Raw genomic sequence first — 17,614 nt, 5'->3', positions numbered from 1 at the left:
AGGAGTAAAGCATGAGTAAATCAGCCCAACTTTTTAGAATGGCAACAGATGAGCATATTTGTCCGTTTGGTTTAAAATCAAAAGACCTACTAGAGCGAGAGGGATATACAGTTGATGATCAGCTTTTAACTTCTCGAGAGCAAACAGATGAATTTAAAAAACAACACAGTGTAGAAACTACACCTCAAGCATTTATTGATAATAAACGTATAGGTGGCTACGACGATTTACGTGATTACTTTAATAAGCCACAAGCAGCCCAAGAAGGTACAACTTACACGCCCGTGATTGCGATTTTTTCGGTTAGTTTTTTGCTTAGTGTGGCATTTAGTTTTGCATCGGATAATAGCTTATTATCAATGCAAACCGCTGAACTGTTCGTAGCCCTAACAATGGCAGTGTTAGCAATACAAAAGCTTCAAGACTTATTTAGCTTTACTAATTCATTTATAACCTATGACTTAGTCGCTATGAAAGTAGTCAGGTACGCTTATGTATACCCATTTTTAGAAGCATTTGTTGGCATTGGAATGATAGCCGGATTACCAGCCTATATTATTGCCCCTATTTCATTATTCATAGGTGGGGTTGGTGCTGTTTCAGTGATAAAAGCAGTCTATATAGATAAACGAGAGTTAAAATGTGCGTGTGTAGGCGGTGACAGTAACGTACCACTAGGGTTTATCTCTCTAACAGAAAACTTATTTATGATAGCTGCCGGTATTTGGATGTTTGTTAGGTAAATAACAGCTTTAATTTAAAAATATGATGACGAGCTTATTTATAGCACGAACCAGACTCAGTAGTTGAGTCTGGTTCTGCCTGAACTTAAAACGCCATCAATTTGCTCTGGCTTCTCTAAGGTATCTTGAAGTTACAATGAGACTAAAGTTTTTTATTAATTGCATGATTTAAAAAAGCACTAGCCCTCTAACTTTATTAAATAGATCTAATCTAAATTTGATTCCAGGATTCTTTTGGCAATAAATTTTGTGAAATTTTTTCTAGTCCGCTTAGAGCGAATAGCGGTCATTGTGATTGGCTAAATATAATAGTTAATTAGTCAAATTGCTGTTTGCTCACATATACAAGTAAACGTGGTACGAGTAGACATTTACGCGGCTCGCGTACCGTCAAATTGTTACCCCCCTCATTACCTCCACAAACCGATATAATGAGGTAAATATATCAATTAGAAGAAAAACGATTTTAATTGGCGAGTTTAGTGTACTCCAGTATTTTATTGATCTTTAAGCTTAGCACGCTACAAAGCGGTGCGGGGATGAGTGATAGCCAGCCAGGTATTGAGGCGCTAGTTACATTAAGTTGTTCGAGGCGGAGGGTGGACTATATTTATTTAGTCAAGACGATTGAGGCATCTACTTAATAATTGGCTATAAAAAACATCTTATTCTTTTTTATTGACTACAATGAAGCAGCAAAGGGAAATATATAATAATTGAGAGTATTCAATATTATGTGATTCTCCTTCTTTAGAAATCAGCTTGAAAGGAGCAATTTATGCGTTTATTTTCACTTTTTATTGTCATAACCGGTTCTATAGTGACCTCAGTTATTGCCATTATTTTTCTTTTAACATTCCTATCGGATGATACTCAAAGGAGTAGCTTTAGCCATACAATTTACCTAGATGAAGAAAGTGGGAAGATGTATTTTCCTGTAGTAAATAAACTAATGCGTAATTTAAATGAAATATTTAATGTGGACTATACAGCAGATGATTTAAGCAATGAGTATAAGCAAAAACTACTCGAATGCTTTTTCTATATGAATGAGCTCAAAATTGAACCGACTGAGTCAAATAGAATTCATTATCTAAAATCCTGCGAACCTAAGTTTCAAACTAAACCCTAGTGCTTTTACTCGCTGACAAACACGTGCCTCAAGGTGTGTTATAAATACAATCAATTATTATTAGATAATGACTCTTAAGTAAGTGGAATTTGATGCTTTATGTGATTAAGAAGACAACTTACTTTAGAGTCTTAACTTTCAGTTAGTCTCTGTAAAAATGCATTTTATTAGCTCAGCTACTGTAATAGTGTCATGTTGCTTATTTGATTCTCGTAAACCAAATAGAGAAATGAAGTTTTAGTGATTTATTTTAATAGCTTAGTCTATTCCTACCTAACTGTTTAGATATATATAATTTATCATCCGCGACTTTTAGTATTTCAGTTTCCCCCTTTAAGCCTCTCAACGTTGCAATTCCTGCACTGACAGTCAGGTGTTTAAAATTAGAACCACTGTGAGGGATATTCAGTGCACTAATATTTTTTATTACATCTTCGGTTACTAAAATACTTCCCTCTAAATCGGTAGATGGAAGAACTATAACAAACTCTTCTCCTCCAAAGCGAATCACGACGTCGCGAGGTCTTTTTAATGTTTTTTGTATTGTTTGTGCGACAATCTTTAGTGCTTTATCACCTTCTAGGTGGCCATATATGTCGTTAAACTGTTTGAAAAAGTCAATATCTATGAAAATGAGAGCGTAATCTTCATTCATTCTTTTTGCGTTCAGAGCAACTTTTTCAATATGCGTATCAAAATAACGTCTATTGAATACTCCTGTTAAGCTATCTAAAAATACCAAATTAGTTAACTTGTCTCGTTGTAACTTAATCGTCAGATGAGTTTTCACTCGATTAAATACTGTTTTTTTTGTAAAGGGTTTTTGAATAAAATCAACTCCACCTACATCCCAACAGGTATCTTCATTTTCATGTGATGACGTTATAAAAATAATGGGAACATTGCTAATTTCAGGAAGGCTTTTAAGGTATTTACACGTTTCTATTCCGCCCATCCCATCCATTACTATATCCAGTAAAATTAAATCAGGGGTATGGTTTTCGCACCACTTTATGGCTGCTTCACCACTTTCAACAGATTCAACTTTAAAGTGGTTTGAGAGTATTCTTTTCAGTAATAGAACATTTAAAGGCTGATCTTCAACAACTAGCACTTTGGACTCGAACAACTCAATTATTAAGTTTTCATTATTACCAACGCTTTGAGTATTTAATCCCAAAATTATCTCCCTTCCTATAGTCGATCTTGATACTAAAGTTGCAGTAAATCACCAGCTCTAGTTTTTGTTTTTTATCAATAACTTAAAGCATTATAAGAGTAGAATATTGCATGATTTTTAGCAAGCACTGAAGTCATGAAATTAGTTATTTGTGACTAATCATTTGAAATTAATTAATCCTAAAGTACAATTCAATGCTTGGCGTAATCTATATTATAGTTGACTGAATTTTGGCCTATAAGCATAATTTTATGCCTGTGGTAAAAACGACGGCTGGGCAGAATCTATTTAAAATTTTCCCTCTTGCGTATCTATATATGAAACGCAGTGCTACTTTCAACTAAGGTTACTATATTAGAATTAAATTACATTTAAAAATAAGCTTGATTTGTATGATACTTTTGGAGGGCTTAACCTTGACTGATAATTTTAAAATACTGGATGATTTAACTAAAGAGATAAATGAAGGGGCTGGTTATCACAATTTACCAATAGAGCTTTTAATGACTCCTGATTTTATTAAAACACACTCTTGCTTCACTGATTTTGAATGCCTATTGCTTTCAAGTCGCTTGAAAGATAAATACACGACTAATTCAGACTTGTATTCTAGTGCTGAATGGGAGCTTTTTATTAGTAAAAATACAAACGTCAATTCATGGAGAGAGTTGCGAATTAAAGCTGCTATCATATATGTAAAATCAAGATTACCTCATCAGTTATAATCTCCAGAGCAAAGATACTTACTTAAAAATACCACTCTATAACAAGCCTTCGAAATCCTTTTCCATTTTCATTGCTAGTTGATTGAATTTTGGACATGTCAATGATGCACCTTAGATGTGAAATATCTTTATATTTTAGTGATATACATTTCAATATTTAAAGAGCACATCTATACTGTTTTACATGTGCTTATACAAAAGTATTGGGAATGAATGTGCCTGGTAATATAAAAAATTTAGAATCAGAAAACAGAAAGCTAAAACAAACTATTGTTGAACTATCTAAAGAAAGAGATAAATATAAAAAAATCTTTGATGTTTCAGCAGATGCACTTTCAATTATTGATTTAACCTCTAGCAAGTTTATAGAGTGTAATCAATCCGCTATTGATATGCACAGCGTACAAAGCAATGCTAACTTCCTTAACCTTAGCCCTTCTGATTTATCACCTAAGTACCAACCCTGCGGCAGACTCTCTAAAGAAATGGCTAAAGAGTATATAGAAAATACTGTTGTATATGGCTCACAAATCTTCCAGTGGACACACTCTCGCTTAGATGGAACTACTTTCCCTTGCTTGGTGTCGTTAACCTCCTTATCTATTGGTGACAGTCAGTTAATCTTGGCTGTTGGTCGAGATATATCAGACCTAGCAAAAACTCAAGAAAAGCTGAGCACCGAGTATTCAGAAAGAAAACGTTTTGAAAAAGCTTATTTAGGTGAAAAAGAGAAATTTGAAAAATTTGTAGATTTAGCACCTATAGGTATCGTAATAAACGCAATAACTAATGGTAAATTTGAATTTACCAACCAAGAATTCGAAAAAATTACTGGGTATAGTGCCGAAGAACTTAACCAAATGGATTATTGGCAACTCACCCCGAAAAAATACGCAGAGCAGGAGCAAGAGCAATTGGACTCTCTCTCTGAGTACGGTTATTACGGCCCATATCAAAAAGAGTACATTCACAAAAATGGTGAAGTATATCCTGTACTACTTTCGGGTATAAAAATTACAGACAGTAAAGGACAAGTATTCATTTGGTCTGTTGTACAAGATGTTTCATATCAAAAAAATAGTGAGCAACAACTACAACTAGCTAAGGACAAAGCCGATCTATTTGCACTACGTATGCAGTTAGCTAATGATTCAGCAGGAATTGGTGTTTGGGAGTGGGATTTAAAAACAGGAGTGCTAATGTGGGATAACTGGATGTACAAATTACATGGCATTACAGAATCTCAGTTTTCTGGGGCGTATGATGCATGGATAAATATTGTGCATCCTGACGACATTGAAAACATTAAAAACCAGTTAGAAGAAGCTATTAGTGGCAATGGTTCATATGATCCTGAATTTCGTGTTGTTCATCCGGATGGCAACATAAGAACGATGAAAGCAAGCGCCGAAATATTAAGAGATTCACACGGCGAAGCAATTAAGGTGGTAGGCGTAAACTACGATGTTACAGAGCGAGCTGATGCATTACGCGTTTTGTCAGAAGCAAAATTAGCCGCTGAAAATGCTGTAAAGGCAAAAAGTGACTTTTTGGCCAATATGAGTCATGAAATACGCACGCCAATGAATGCGATTCTGGGCGGTCTACAATTACTAAAAAACACTAACTTATCTACCGAATTGAGTACAGTGCTTAAAAATGCATCCTTCTCAGCCCATAGTCTCTTAATCATAATAAACGATATTTTAGATTATTCGAAAATAGAGTCGAATAAATTGCAAATTGAAAGTGTCCAGTTTTCATTAACCGAAGTACTGGAGTCAGTAAAGTATGATCTAGACTCTTTAGTTAGTGGAAAGCGAATTCAGTTTCTCGTTAATAAGGGGAAAAGCTACAACGAATACTGGATAGGTGACTTAGTTAGGGTTAAGCAGATTATATTAAATTTAGCGACAAATGCAGTCAAGTTCACAGAAAAAGGAAGTGTTCAAATAAACGTCAGCAGCCAACTCTATCAAGATAAACAAGCTATTAAGATTGAAATTATCGACTCCGGTATCGGTATGAGTAAAGAGGCTGTTGAGCATATTTTTGAGCGCTTTACTCAAGCTGATACCTCTACAACGAGAAAGTACGGTGGAACTGGGCTAGGTATGTCCATCACAATCAGCTTAATTGAAGTGATGGGGGGTAAAATGGATATTCAAAGTGCATTAGGACGAGGCACAACGATAAGCCTTATTCTGCCTTTAGAACAAGTTGATTTTGCACCTGTTAATAAGGCAAAAAAAGCATTATCCGCCCCTAACTTAGAAGGTAAAAAAATATTAGTTGCAGAAGATAATAACATTAATAAAGTGCTAATAGAGGCAATGCTTAAACGAACTAATGCAAACGTTACAATTGTTGAAAATGGTCTACTGGCTGTCGAAGCGGTCCAATGCAACAAATTCGACTTAGTATTAATGGATATACACATGCCTATAATGGATGGTATTGAGGCCCAACAACAAATACAATCTTTAGATCCGAGCCTTACTGTAATGGCACTTACAGCAAATGTTATGGAAACAGATGTAGAAAACTACTATCGTAAGGGGTTTACCGCACATATTGCAAAGCCGATAGACATAAATAAATTGTATGGAACTCTGAAGCATTATTTCAATAGTTAAGAGTCTGATATTTTGCATTATTTAAATGCCCTTAGGTCATTTATGCTTTTAAAGAAATTTAACTGAAATAGGTTTATTGGCACGTGCCAGACTCTAACTTCGAGTCTGGCTTAGGTTCAAATTTAAGCATCGATCTGTTCTGATACTTCTAACGCATCATCAACATCTATTCCCAAGTACCTGACAGTGCTCTCTAGCTTTCTATGGCCAAGTAGAAGCTGACAGGCTCTTAAATTTTTAGTTTTTTTTGTAAATTAGTGATGGTTTGGTACGTCTCATTGAATGAGTGCCATATTGAGTCTTATCTAACCCAATTGAGGTGACCCAAGAGTCAACTATACGTCCATATTGACGGGTTGAAAGGTGTTCAGAGGAATGAATTCGTGACTTAAACAAGTAATCATAAGAATTGAGAGTGAATTGCTCTATGAGCGCCACAATTGATTTCCTTGTATTTCCAGTAATTTCAAATTGAACAGGCATACCAGTCTTTTTTTGAACGACTATTGCCCGTGATTGGATTGTTTTCCCATGTGCGATGTCATTAACTTTTAGTGAAACTAAATCACACCCTCTTAGTTTGCTATCTATGGCTAGGTTAAATAGTGCTAGATCTCTTATTTTATGAAAAAGTTCCAGTCGTATTCGATAGCCCATATTTGCTGTAATTTTAGAGGTAACTTTTGTCCTACAAGCTTATTTTTATTCCAAGGCTCTTTAGGCTGATATATAGTTAGCTGGTGCATTAGTTGTACTCCGGTGTTTATGGAGTTTTAAGCTTAGCTTGCTACAAAAGAATTCGGGTATGAGCGAATAGCGGTCATTGTGATTGGCTAAAAATAGTTAATTAGTCATATTGGTGTTTGCTCACATATACAAGTAAACGTGGTACGAGCAGACATTTGCGCGGCTCGCGTACCGTCAAATTGTTACCCCCACAAACCGATATAATGAGGAAAATATATCAATTACAAGAAAAACGATTTTAATTGGCGAGTTTAGTGTACTCCAGTTTTTTATTGATCTTTAAGCTTAGCACGCTACAAAGCGGTTCGGGGATGAGTGATAGCCAGGTATTGAGGCGCTAGTTATATTAAGTTGTTCGAGGCGGAGGGTGGACTATATTTATTTAGTCAAGACGATTGAGGCATCTACTTAATAATTGGCTATAAAAAAAACATCTTATTCCCTTTTATTGACTACAGTTTTAGGTGGCTACAGCGGTGCTAAAAACAAGAGTTATTAAAAAGGCGTTAGCCTGTGAATAAGTTACAAAACTTTAAGCATTAAAGCCACTCTTCAGTTTATACTCCTGTCGGCCTTTCCCCTAGCTACGGCATACCCCAAAAAATCACGACACTTCACTCCTCAGAGTGATTCTAAGCGACTTTGTATGAAAAGTGATGCAATTTACCTGTGCCTATGAAATTTCCTTATCGAGCCTCTAAGCTCCATAAAGAGAAGTTTATCAAGGCACGATTAGCTTTTTTTAGCTGGAAGATTGGTGAACGCGTTTTTTAAGGACTATTTTGCACTTAACTCTGTAAAGTCGCGCTCGTTCCTCGCTACGGCTTCGCCTAGTTAAAATTAAAAGCCGCGATATAGTGGGTTAGTTACCCATCCCCCATACATTAACTCTTAATGGGTAATGCTTTTGTAGTTGTTAATGCTTTAAAAGTAATAAAAAAGAAGTTAGAATAATGTTTCTTTTACGTTTATTTAATTATGGAATGATTATGGTAAAAAATTTACTTTTAACATCTTTAATTGGGCTAGTTTCTTTCTCAAGTTTAGCCTCGGAAACTCCACTTTACACTGAATGCTCAACATGTTTTTCTTTCGAACAGTTCAAAAATACAGCAAGATTAAAAGCGAAGGTAGATCGCCCTCGCGATGTTTATGTAATGAATCTAGATAAATCAATTATTGAGAAATTCAATGTTTCTAAGACCATTACAGGGTACAGGATATTAAAAGGAGATAATGAACCTGATGGTCGTGGTGGTCATATTCAAGATGTAAGAATACCTATATATAGTTGGACTGTAGATAGCTATGGTGTAGAGCAGGACGTTTTAAATACTTTTCATAATATATCTGATGCAAAAAGTGCTGTTGTTGCAAGCTTAGCTGGAGTAAGCGCAACTATTGTGCCTAAAAAGATTGCAGGTAGCGCTTGGGACTTAGTTGGATTTGGTGCAAAACAATATGAAGTTTCATCTTATTATAATGAACATACAACCCTAGATCAGGATATATCGAACTTTACAATCGCAGCGGCAAAAGTTTCTGGCGTTGCTGAAATTGAAAAAGTCTTTATGCAGGTTGCTTTTGATGACAAAAGCATTGCAATATATTCGTTATTTGGAATTATTGGTGATGAGCTTATATGGGATTTTGAACATGGTAGAGATGTTGACGGAAACAAAGTTGAACCTACACTTCCTGTAACATCACCACGTACATATACCTTTAAAAAAGGTGGTTTATCAACTTTCTCAAATTTTTATGATGCAGCCGTGCGTTCTGGAGCCCAATTTTACAGTACCTCTGCTAAATCACCTTCTTCTGCAGGACGAGTTTCTTGTGTAGGCGGTAAAGCTCCTGGTTCATATATATGTACTTATACAAAATAATTAATTAAAAAATAGAGCCTTGTAAAACAAGGCTTTAAAATACATGAAAGTTCAACTGCTATGTAACACTATTTCTAACATCCATTATGAACCTTATTAAGTTTTCTTTTGTTGCTCTGATACTTTGAGCTTTGTTAAATGAAGATATAGTAAACATTAATTAATGCAGGGACAGCTACATGAGATTTAGAAAGAGCATCAGAATAGGTAAGGGTTTAAGGGGCAACCTAGGAAAAAAGGGAATTACTAGTATTTCTGTTGGAGGTAAAGGTTGAATTCGAAGAGAGCTTTTATGTTTCATAGCTCTCTTCGATGAATGAACTTAAGTATTCAGCATTGGTCTTTAATTTATTTATCAAACTGTTTTTTCGACTAAGAGCGTTACCGTGATTTTTTGCCTTCTGTTTTTCGATTTTTCGATTTTCATTTCTCGTTTATAGTGCTGTATTAATTCGTTGTTTTCAGTCAGTGTATTTCCAATTTCATCCGATTTTCTTTTTTCCTTTTGATAGCACTCGTTTAAATCTTTTTTAGTCTCCGATATTAGTATTTTTTCAGCTTCAATTTCTGCTTGTTCTTGCTCTACTTCGAGCTTAGCTTGGATGCGGGCATTGTCTAGAAGCGTATGGGTCACACATTAAGAATCTTCAATGTCTGCTAGTTGGCACAAAGCGGTCGGGGAAACTAGTCCAGAAAGTTCTAAGCTGTATTGCCTCTGTTGCATATTTTGCTGTTTAATTTCAATCTAAGTGCCCTGTCACATTATGTTATCCAATATCTTTTAACTGTTCTTAAACTAAGATTGGTAAAAAGTGCAACAGCCTGTTGAGTTGGTCTGTTGCCCGTTTCTTTGGTTATTTTTTTAACAGCTTTTTTAACAAGCTGCTGCGAATTACTTCGCTTTTTAATCGCAGTGTCTGTAGCTGCTTTTTTCTGCCTCTCCTTAATTTCATCGCTTGATAACTTCACTTTTGACTTAATATTTAAATATTCAGGGCAAAAGCCGAACAAGTCTTCCAGGTAATCAGCTAGAGTCTCTTTTCTGTACTTATAGTGTGTTGTTTTTGCTGTTCTAGTTAAACTAACAAGCTCTTCTAATGATAAACCAATTAGCTCATCATTTATTTTTGTTAGCTTTTCAAATGCGGTGTTTTTATTCAGGTGTTGAAACGCAACAAACAGGATAAACGCTGTTTTATCTCGCTTACCCTTCGGCACCCCACCCTTCTTATAAAAATGGTTTTGAATACTGTTAATACATTTTAGCCACCATTCTTTAATGCTATGACCGTAGCGTTGGTGATCTGGTTGCTTTGGTTGCTTTGCTATCTTATTTCTGGGGCTTGAAGCTAAACTAGTTTGGAATTCTAGCTGCGATTTCTCTATATTCTTACGTAAATGACATAGATCTAAACACATCAACAGTTCATCAAATGTATATTTAGTACCAGAGCCAAAATACCTGGCATGCAATCCTGTTCTACTGTGAACAGACCCTGGGACACGCAAAAAACCGCTAATTCTTTTTGTAGCCATAAGATCTACATGCCAAAAACTATCTGACTTTCCAAAACTCTCAATTAGACTTTTAGTAATTTGTTGCCATATCAACTTGTTAATTGCGACTGCATCTACAGGATTGTAGATCCAATAAAGATGTATTCCACCTGAGCCAGAAAGGACATAGCCTGTTGGTGGTGGTAGCTTGCTCAGTTTTAACCTATTGAATACTTCAGGAACAATTTTAGCCTCTGTCCTTCTAACATCAAATGGATCACATTTATCATTAAGATCAATTTCAATCCAATTCGCTGATAGTAGAGCTAGGTTGCTCTCCCTAGGCCAACTAAAAAATTCGTTTGGAGTGTAATAGCAGTCTACTGATTCACTTGTACTATATAATACTCCTCGAACAAACTTACTAGTGTCACGTCTAAAAATTCGAAAATCGGTTAAGCTTTTTGATTTACTGTTCCCAAGTAAATGAATAAATTTTTTAGACTTATGGCATTTACTTAGTAACCCTCGAACATATTTAGGTGTCGTTAATTCAATTAGTGAATAAAACTGACTCGGATAGGCAATAGGATATTCTGGCCACTCAAATTGTGGCCTTGTTTTAAAGGCAAGCATATAATATGAAGATGCAAAGTGCGTTTGGGGTGTCGCCGGTCAAGCAGCCCCTTTCGCCTTCCTTACACCTTCACTCCTTCAAAACGAGCTAGCCATTGCTCAACTGTTTCGCGTTTAAATAGGCGAACTCGACCCAATTTAATAGAAGGTGGTGCTAAACGTTGAACTTGATAAAGGTTGGCATCTTTTCCAGACTCAATAGCCTTGCGCTGGGCGCTCAGACGATTATTAATTGTGCCTGTAGATAGGTGTAAAAGCTCTGACAGCTCTTTTACTGATAAGATCTCTGATGACTGCATATTCGCTCTCCAATACGTAAATTAGAGCAAAGAGATGCCACGTAGCCCTGTGAGCCGTGGACTTGCTAGTGCATATAATTAATATATGCGTACCCTAGTAACCTCTTTTCTACGTATTGAAAGCAGCCCCGAACATTGGGCGCCTGTTTTTTATTAACTTTACTATGTTCTGTGGTAAATCTTTTTATCTCTTTGCATTATAAGTAAGCACAATAAGTATGCTTAAGATGAATTTAAATGAGATATAGTGATAAATCAAGTGAACTTGAGGAATAAAATTGCTTTAAGGCTCAGCTAATGAATTACCGAGCGCTGGATTTTCAAACTATCACTGCAATCATCACAAAGCATAAGCATCCACTTAAACACTGATTGAACATGTGCCTCAGGGTAGTAATTATCAAACTTCTTCACTTTTTCTGAACGATTATAAAACGATGAAAAAGACTCTAGTTGTATATCCCAAACCTCTGATTGCTCGTTACTATAATCGTAAAACATGAAGTCTAAGGTAAGTAGCTCACTAAGTACTTGTGCTTCATTAAGCTTACTTAAGTTATCCCTGATTGATAATAACCTATCCCGACTATTATCTTGGCCTTGCAGCCTGATAAACAAAAAATCAATCGCTGGTAAAAATGCATAAACGTTAAAATTAATCATAAAAAACTACGCAGCTTTTCAACTGCGTAGCCTGTATTTTGTGTAAAAACCCACCTAACAATTGCACCTAACAGAACAACTGTCAAAACTATTTGTAGAACTCACCACGGCTATGCGCGTCTCGCGCTTCTTGCTCTGTGTAGCTATCACCACAATGATCTACATTTCCAGTTCCATCATTGTACTCATCAATGAACTTATCTTGCTCAGACTTATCATCAACATCCAGCAAAATATCAACCGTAACGGCTCCTAAAAACTTAACTGCTTTCCACAACATTTGCTTCACTCGCTTCTATCTAAGTATTCCTTAGTATCGTGAACACATTAAAGCTAAGAAACTCTTAGTTTTCAAGTTAAGAATTAAATATAATGAAAACGAATGATGGTTCACCGTTTCCAAAACGGCTAAAAGAGGCAAGACTAGCAAAAGGACTTTCGCAAAAAAAACTAGGAATACTGGCAGGTATGGATCAGTTCGCGGCGTCGCCTAGAATGAATCAATACGAAAAAGGCGTACACTCACCCGACTTTCAAACAGTGCGCGCGTTAGCTAAAGTATTAGAAGTACCAACAGCTTTTTTTTACTGCGAAGAAGATAATTTAGCCGCTATAATTCTTAATCATAAAACTTATAACGTTAATTGATAACATAAGGCTCTAGGTGTAGAATTAAATGTAGACGATTTATTCGAGGTGGTAATAATGAGTAAAGATAAGAAAAAAATCACAAAAAGTATGATTTTGAGATCTGTTGCTAGTTCAACTGCCATTGAAACTGGCGCAACAGTAAAAACAATAGAAAAAAGGTTAAAAGCAAATAAACTTAAATATGAGTCTCTTTCACTCGCTATTTAATTATACCTCTCACGAGCTTTTCAATGTGTTGGTAATCTCTGTTTACACCCGCTTGAATTGACTTAATGTAAAAATCTTTATACTCATCCCATAAGCTATAATCAAGCGTTCCTTTTCCAGCTTTGCTACACAAAAAATCCATTAACAGCCGGCTTACCCTGCCGTTACCCTCACGAAATGGATGAATTAGAATAAACTCAACATGGCTCTGAGCTAAAAATGATACAAGCTCTTCATCGGTCATTTCTGGTAAGTTATTAAATCGAGATAAATACTCATCTTCAAATACACTAATATGCCTTTCAATTTGCAGAGGTTACATAAACTGAAATCCACCTTTGCCCATATCAACGCTTCTTATTTTACCTGCCCACTCGTATACATTACCTAGCCATTGTCTATGCCAATTAGTAACATTTTGAAAAGAAAAAACGTCATCTTCTGGCTCTGGCGTTGTAAATATTTTTTCATATAGTTTAACTAAAAGAATAGCCTCAACATCATCCATCTCTGCTGCATCAACAATCGCTAACTTGTTCGCTAAAACTAGTTTTTCAGACCCTAGTTGATATTGCGCTTCAATAGAATCAGTCTCGTATTTAGTCATTTAATTACGCCTGAAAATGATTAGTGTAAAAGTGCTTAACAACCAATGCAAGTAACCTTGGTGTAATAACTTTGCCAATTTATGTGATTGTTTAATAATTTAAAACCAATTTTAATAGAGGCATCATGAGCAATAGCCTCTCTTTAAACATTGGGGCTTCGCCCCTGTCCCCCGCTATGTCGAAGCCGAAAATCGGCTTACACATAGCGGGGGACAACACATTCATACTCTTATACGCAGGTTTTATTTGCAGATTGAAAAATATTTCTAAAGTGGTAATCTTATTGCTACTGAAGCTCTAACGAGCCAGAAAAAAACAGGCGCTATTCTGCTGCCTTCAACACGTAGTAACGAGGTAAATACTATCTTTTCAAAGGTAGTAACCAACCAAAAACGGCGCACTCCAGCTGCTGACAACACGTAGAAATGAGGTTAATAATCAGGCGAGATCAGTCCGAGCCTTTCGCATATGCGAAAAACAGGGGCGAATAGGCTTAAGTGCCGCTGAGCTTTATTGCCAGTCAATCTTACAACCTTAATACGACTGGAGTCATACCATGAAATTCGATGCCCTAATCGAAGTCCAAAAACTAAAATTTGAAAGTAAGTTAATCGCAGGAAGCCGTAAAAAAACATCTAAGCTTGATAAACATAAATTCGAGCTAATAGAAATTTACAAGCAAGGGTCAAACATTGTCGAGCTTCAGCGCTGGCTAAAGCGTAAAGGTATCAATGCTCATTGGTCAACAATTCAAAGATGGATTAAAAAACATGGCTAAATTTGCGAAACCAAAAACTCAAGCACACAATGTCATAAAAGGGCTTACAAAAAGTAAGCTTATAAAGTCTCTTGGTACAGCCAGAAATTACGAGCAATCACTTAGCACAGTTGCTTCATGGGCTAAAGATATTGGCATAAACGGTATTCAGGCAATGACCATCAAGCAAGCTCTCAATTATTTAGATTACCGTAAGGAAATAGTGGGTCAAAAGTCACTGGATATGGAGCGCCAAGCTATACAAGCAATGATGAGGCTAAACGGCAAACTTAAAGATAAGCAAACCCTCCCCGTTATTAAATCAATTAATCAGCAAATTCTTAAATCACGCGCCTACACCACAGAGCAAGCACAAATAATATGTAAGCACCAAACATCTAAATATTCATTATCAACACAAATAGCACTCTCTTCGGGGCTTCGTGCGCATGAATTATTGGCCATAGCCAAAGTTGAAGAACGCAAAGCAGATAAACGGCCAGCTTTTGATTCAAAGTGGTCTGGTAGAAACGGTGTACTATATACAGTGACAGGCAAAGGAGGCTTAACACGCGAAGTCCTAATACCTCACGATTTATCAGCTAAATTAGAACTTCGTAAACTTAAACAACCTGCCACTGTTGTTGATAGAAAAATAAACTACTTACAGCGCTACGATATTGGAGGTGGTAAAAAGTGGTCGGATTCATTTAATAAAGCATCAAATCGTACTCTCTCTTTTTCCAATGGCGCACATGGCCTAAGGCATAGCTACGCACAAGAAAGGCTATTAGAGCTGATACTCAACCAATATCCATATCAAATAGCATTAGAAACCGTTTCGCAAGAAATGGGGCATTTTAGGGCTGAAGTTACTGAGGTATATTTAAGATAATCTTTGGAAGCTGTTGTTTAAAAATGAATTTTCATTATGACATCATTTAATTAATAACGTCTTAATTAAAAACTTATAAGCTGAGTTAATTCGCTCGACTCTAGAATAGTGATCTTTATATATTTGTATTAAATATCATTTGTAAATAAGAATGTTACGATCTTAAATAAAAAATACAAAGAAGCTGATGAAAAAACCATTCCTCCAATTTCATATCTATTTAAATAGAAAAATGATGAACGAGCTTCTACACATCTGTGGTATTCAGAGTCGATAAACTCTACTGCATCATAGCATATGGCTGTTATCCTTGTTTCTCTATTTTCCTCTTCCTCAATATCAATTGCAATAAGTAGGCGTATTGGTTCATCTGATAACCTTACAATGACGCTGTTACAAATCGAATTCAACTCATTAATTTTACTCTCAATCCGTATTATTCTGTGCTCAACTTTTTGCTCATTAATTTTATAAGGCTTAGAAAACAAGCCAAACGAGAGAGAGACATCATCAGGCTTGGTACATAAACCTAGCAAAGTGTATATTTCATCAATTAAGGTATTTTTGGTACTAGCTAACGAACCTCGCCTTAGTGTATTGAGGTGAATGAGTAATATTAACAGCCAGCCTATTGCGAAAAACATATAACTCAGTCCAACTCTTTTCCTGAAATACGAAACTGTTCTGCTTTTTTAATACGGTCTTCAATTATTATCAATATTGACTCTAAATTATCATGTTTATAAATTAACTTATTATCTAAATCTAATTTAGTAAAACCATCCTTACGGATTAAACCACCAAAAGCCTCATCAAGGAAAGAGCGTCCATACCTATTCCGTCCAGACAAATCGACTATTACTTTATCAAAAGCACGAAGATCTTTAGCTAAGATTTTTGTCCGGAATGCTTCGCCAGAAGTTTCTGGACAAGTAGGACAATCTTTGTTGTAACGACCATAGGGTTTTGGGTGAAAGTCATTAATTAACGTTATTAATTTCTCTGACATATTAAAGGCTCCATTGAATAAGTGTCCCAGGGATCTTAAATTCCGAATGAGAAACACTGTTTTCATTATCTTCTTCACTCTCGCTGTAGCGATAGAAACCATAATTACTTAGCATAAGTAAGAAGCTATTTTCATTTTTAGTGATTAGCCCCTTAATGCTTTTACTACCCTGTCCATGCTGATCTAGATCTGTAGAAGTAATATCTACATGCATGGCTGCTCTTATCAATTGCTCATCACTTAAAGCTTTCCTTAGAAACTTGATATTTATAATCGCTTTTAGTTTATCTGCTTTAGAATCACTCTCAATCGATTCCTTTGTACACCCAGAGTATTCGCTCGGATAGAGTTGGTTAACTCGAGCTAACATTACCGCATTATTCTCTGATAATGAACTAGGAATACCAATACCTGCATCGTAAATAACAATAAATAAGTTTTCCCCAATTCTATCACAAGTAAACCACCATTTTTTATCTTCATGATTTTCTGTGTCAGGGTAAGCATGCCTACCAACATTCTCGACTGTTTCTTGGATAGCCGAACTTATTTCTTGCTCTTTCTCTGCTGAAGCCCCCTTATAATGATCATCATCTAAGATATAATCGACGATTCGATCACTCAGCTCACTTGCTCTAGAATTATCGCCCATTATAATAGGTAAACTTGGAGCACTATCTATCATTTTCTCTCGTTCTTTTGAACGCAAAAACACACCTGTTTCAATAATAGTTTTATTAACACGCTGAGCTTTCTTTGACCAAATAATACTAATTTTAGTCCTTGCATTATTGATTTCTCTAGCTTGATCTATTATCGAATAAACAACTAAAATCGCAGTAGCCTTTATTACCTTTGTATTTTTAAAAGATAAATAAATACATGCGGGATCTAACAATAAACTTTCACGTAAATTATCAAAGAAACTATGACATAAAATTTCTGAACCTTGAATAAGATCCAAACTCTCAGGAGCATTAATAATCTCACTTCCCCCAAGCTTAAAATTTTTCTTTCTTTCAGAACGTTGATGATCGCGAGATGGGGATAACCTCACCTGTTCTTTGAAATGCATAGCATTCTGTTTTCTGGAGTTTATTTGATATATCTTTTTCATCTATTCGAACCTAAATTCCTTTTAATATAATGATATGGGTATTAAAAAATCTATATCAACACAATAAACTACCCGAACTTATTATTTCACAGTATGTGATATAAAAAGCTCTACGACTTATATGAATCATAATGTTGGCTTATTGCTGCTTTATGTGGAAGCAGTTTCTAAGGGTCATATAGCTTACGATTAGCTCAACCGTAAGCATTATCTTTTCAAGATT

At 35.7% G+C, this 17,614-nt stretch carries 21 protein-coding genes and 1 pseudogene; 10 read left to right on the top strand and 12 right to left on the bottom strand.

Annotation, left to right across the window (positions count from 1 at the left end; translation table 11 throughout):
- Positions 1–11 precede the first annotated feature (11 nt).
- Entirely contained in the window at positions 12–743 is a 732-nt protein-coding gene (locus tag I6F48_RS11320) for a MauE/DoxX family redox-associated membrane protein (protein ID WP_002963060.1), read from the top strand.
- A gap of 778 nt (positions 744–1,521) precedes the next feature.
- Positions 1,522–1,875, top strand: a complete 354-nt coding sequence (locus I6F48_RS11315; RefSeq protein WP_024594344.1) for a hypothetical protein — start codon at positions 1,522–1,524, stop codon at positions 1,873–1,875.
- A 250-nt stretch (positions 1,876–2,125) separates the two neighbouring features.
- On the opposite strand, the gene I6F48_RS11310 is transcribed toward I6F48_RS11315, so the two are convergent.
- The gene (locus tag I6F48_RS11310) at positions 2,126–3,055 is read right to left on the bottom strand and encodes a GGDEF domain-containing response regulator (RefSeq protein ID WP_165741888.1); all 930 of its coding nucleotides are present in this window, start codon (positions 3,053–3,055) and stop codon (positions 2,126–2,128) included.
- Between the two features lie 416 nt (positions 3,056–3,471).
- On the opposite strand from I6F48_RS11310, the gene I6F48_RS11305 reads away from it, so the two are divergent.
- Together I6F48_RS11305 and I6F48_RS11300 are read left to right on the top strand one after the other, a co-directional pair.
- Positions 3,472–3,780, top strand: a complete 309-nt coding sequence (locus I6F48_RS11305; protein ID WP_139016263.1) for a hypothetical protein — start codon at positions 3,472–3,474, stop codon at positions 3,778–3,780.
- Between the two features lie 215 nt (positions 3,781–3,995).
- Positions 3,996–6,416 carry a PAS domain-containing hybrid sensor histidine kinase/response regulator gene (locus I6F48_RS11300; RefSeq protein ID WP_024592861.1) on the top strand — a complete coding sequence of 807 codons (2,421 nt, stop codon included), beginning with the start codon at positions 3,996–3,998 and terminating at the stop codon, positions 6,414–6,416.
- A gap of 122 nt (positions 6,417–6,538) precedes the next feature.
- Here the strand turns inward: I6F48_RS11300 and I6F48_RS11295 are convergent.
- Positions 6,539–7,162 (bottom strand): annotated as a pseudogene (locus I6F48_RS11295) (tyrosine-type recombinase/integrase).
- 990 nt (positions 7,163–8,152) lie between these two features.
- On the opposite strand from I6F48_RS11295, the gene I6F48_RS11290 reads away from it, so the two are divergent.
- On the top strand, positions 8,153–9,052 hold the full coding sequence (locus tag I6F48_RS11290) for a hypothetical protein (protein ID WP_024592860.1): 900 nt from the start codon (positions 8,153–8,155) through the stop codon (positions 9,050–9,052).
- Positions 9,053–9,231: 179 nt separating this feature from the next.
- Positions 9,232–9,327 carry a DUF4236 domain-containing protein gene (locus I6F48_RS11285; RefSeq protein WP_081707855.1) on the top strand — a complete coding sequence of 32 codons (96 nt, stop codon included), beginning with the start codon at positions 9,232–9,234 and terminating at the stop codon, positions 9,325–9,327.
- Between the two features lie 80 nt (positions 9,328–9,407).
- Here the strand turns inward: I6F48_RS11285 and I6F48_RS11280 are convergent, their stop codons facing one another.
- The 5 genes from I6F48_RS11280 to I6F48_RS11260 all read right to left on the bottom strand — a co-directional run bounded on the left by I6F48_RS11280 (position 9,408) and on the right by I6F48_RS11260 (position 12,427).
- Positions 9,408–9,686 (bottom strand): hypothetical protein, encoded by a 279-nt coding sequence (locus I6F48_RS11280; RefSeq protein ID WP_197119445.1) that lies wholly within the window; start codon positions 9,684–9,686, stop codon positions 9,408–9,410.
- A 128-nt stretch (positions 9,687–9,814) separates the two neighbouring features.
- Entirely contained in the window at positions 9,815–11,185 is a 1,371-nt protein-coding gene (locus tag I6F48_RS11275) for a hypothetical protein (protein WP_197119444.1), read from the bottom strand.
- A gap of 62 nt (positions 11,186–11,247) precedes the next feature.
- On the bottom strand, positions 11,248–11,484 hold the full coding sequence (locus I6F48_RS11270) for a helix-turn-helix domain-containing protein (RefSeq protein WP_138585717.1): 237 nt from the start codon (positions 11,482–11,484) through the stop codon (positions 11,248–11,250).
- Positions 11,485–11,778: 294 nt separating this feature from the next.
- Entirely contained in the window at positions 11,779–12,147 is a 369-nt protein-coding gene (locus I6F48_RS11265) for a hypothetical protein (protein WP_170071148.1), read from the bottom strand.
- An 88-nt stretch (positions 12,148–12,235) separates the two neighbouring features.
- Complete coding sequence (locus I6F48_RS11260; protein WP_008137063.1) at positions 12,236–12,427, bottom strand: hypothetical protein; 192 nt, start codon at positions 12,425–12,427, stop codon at positions 12,236–12,238.
- A 92-nt stretch (positions 12,428–12,519) separates the two neighbouring features.
- On the opposite strand from I6F48_RS11260, the gene I6F48_RS11255 reads away from it, so the two are divergent.
- Together I6F48_RS11255 and I6F48_RS11250 are read left to right on the top strand one after the other, a co-directional pair.
- Positions 12,520–12,795: a helix-turn-helix domain-containing protein gene (locus tag I6F48_RS11255; protein WP_165722306.1), complete on the top strand. Its 276-nt coding sequence runs from the start codon at positions 12,520–12,522 to the stop codon at positions 12,793–12,795.
- A 57-nt stretch (positions 12,796–12,852) separates the two neighbouring features.
- Positions 12,853–13,005, top strand: coding sequence for a hypothetical protein (locus I6F48_RS11250; RefSeq protein ID WP_165722308.1), 153 nt, complete (start codon positions 12,853–12,855; stop codon positions 13,003–13,005).
- Here the strand turns inward: I6F48_RS11250 and I6F48_RS21540 are convergent.
- Together I6F48_RS21540 and I6F48_RS21355 are read right to left on the bottom strand one after the other, a co-directional pair.
- The gene (locus I6F48_RS21540; protein ID WP_442960988.1) at positions 12,998–13,300 is read right to left on the bottom strand and encodes a Fic family protein; all 303 of its coding nucleotides are present in this window, start codon (positions 13,298–13,300) and stop codon (positions 12,998–13,000) included. The genes I6F48_RS11250 and I6F48_RS21540 overlap by 8 nt on opposite strands.
- Positions 13,301–13,321: 21 nt before the next feature.
- On the bottom strand, positions 13,322–13,612 hold the full coding sequence (locus I6F48_RS21355) for a hypothetical protein (protein ID WP_231615220.1): 291 nt from the start codon (positions 13,610–13,612) through the stop codon (positions 13,322–13,324).
- A gap of 557 nt (positions 13,613–14,169) precedes the next feature.
- On the opposite strand from I6F48_RS21355, the gene I6F48_RS11240 reads away from it, so the two are divergent.
- Entirely contained in the window at positions 14,170–14,391 is a 222-nt protein-coding gene (locus tag I6F48_RS11240; protein WP_008136222.1) for a hypothetical protein, read from the top strand.
- The gene (locus I6F48_RS11235; RefSeq protein WP_197119443.1) at positions 14,384–15,265 is read left to right on the top strand and encodes a site-specific integrase; all 882 of its coding nucleotides are present in this window, start codon (positions 14,384–14,386) and stop codon (positions 15,263–15,265) included. Before I6F48_RS11240 ends, I6F48_RS11235 begins: the two co-directional genes overlap by 8 nt.
- 128 nt (positions 15,266–15,393) lie before the next feature.
- Here the strand turns inward: I6F48_RS11235 and I6F48_RS11230 are convergent, their stop codons facing one another.
- The 3 genes from I6F48_RS11230 to I6F48_RS11220 are packed head-to-tail and all read right to left on the bottom strand — an operon-like array spanning position 15,394 to position 17,391.
- Positions 15,394–15,909 (bottom strand): hypothetical protein, encoded by a 516-nt coding sequence (locus tag I6F48_RS11230; protein WP_197119442.1) that lies wholly within the window; start codon positions 15,907–15,909, stop codon positions 15,394–15,396.
- 5 nt (positions 15,910–15,914) lie between these two features.
- Positions 15,915–16,274 carry an STAS-like domain-containing protein gene (locus tag I6F48_RS11225; RefSeq protein ID WP_182675720.1) on the bottom strand — a complete coding sequence of 120 codons (360 nt, stop codon included), beginning with the start codon at positions 16,272–16,274 and terminating at the stop codon, positions 15,915–15,917.
- Between the two features lies 1 nt (position 16,275).
- Entirely contained in the window at positions 16,276–17,391 is a 1,116-nt protein-coding gene (locus tag I6F48_RS11220; protein WP_197119441.1) for a hypothetical protein, read from the bottom strand.
- Positions 17,392–17,614: the final 223 nt, after the last annotated feature.

The organism is Pseudoalteromonas sp. SWYJ118 (assembly GCF_015864505.1).
GTDB lineage: Bacteria > Pseudomonadota > Gammaproteobacteria > Enterobacterales > Alteromonadaceae > Pseudoalteromonas > Pseudoalteromonas arctica.
This window is presented reverse-complemented; position numbering and strand designations above follow the sequence as displayed.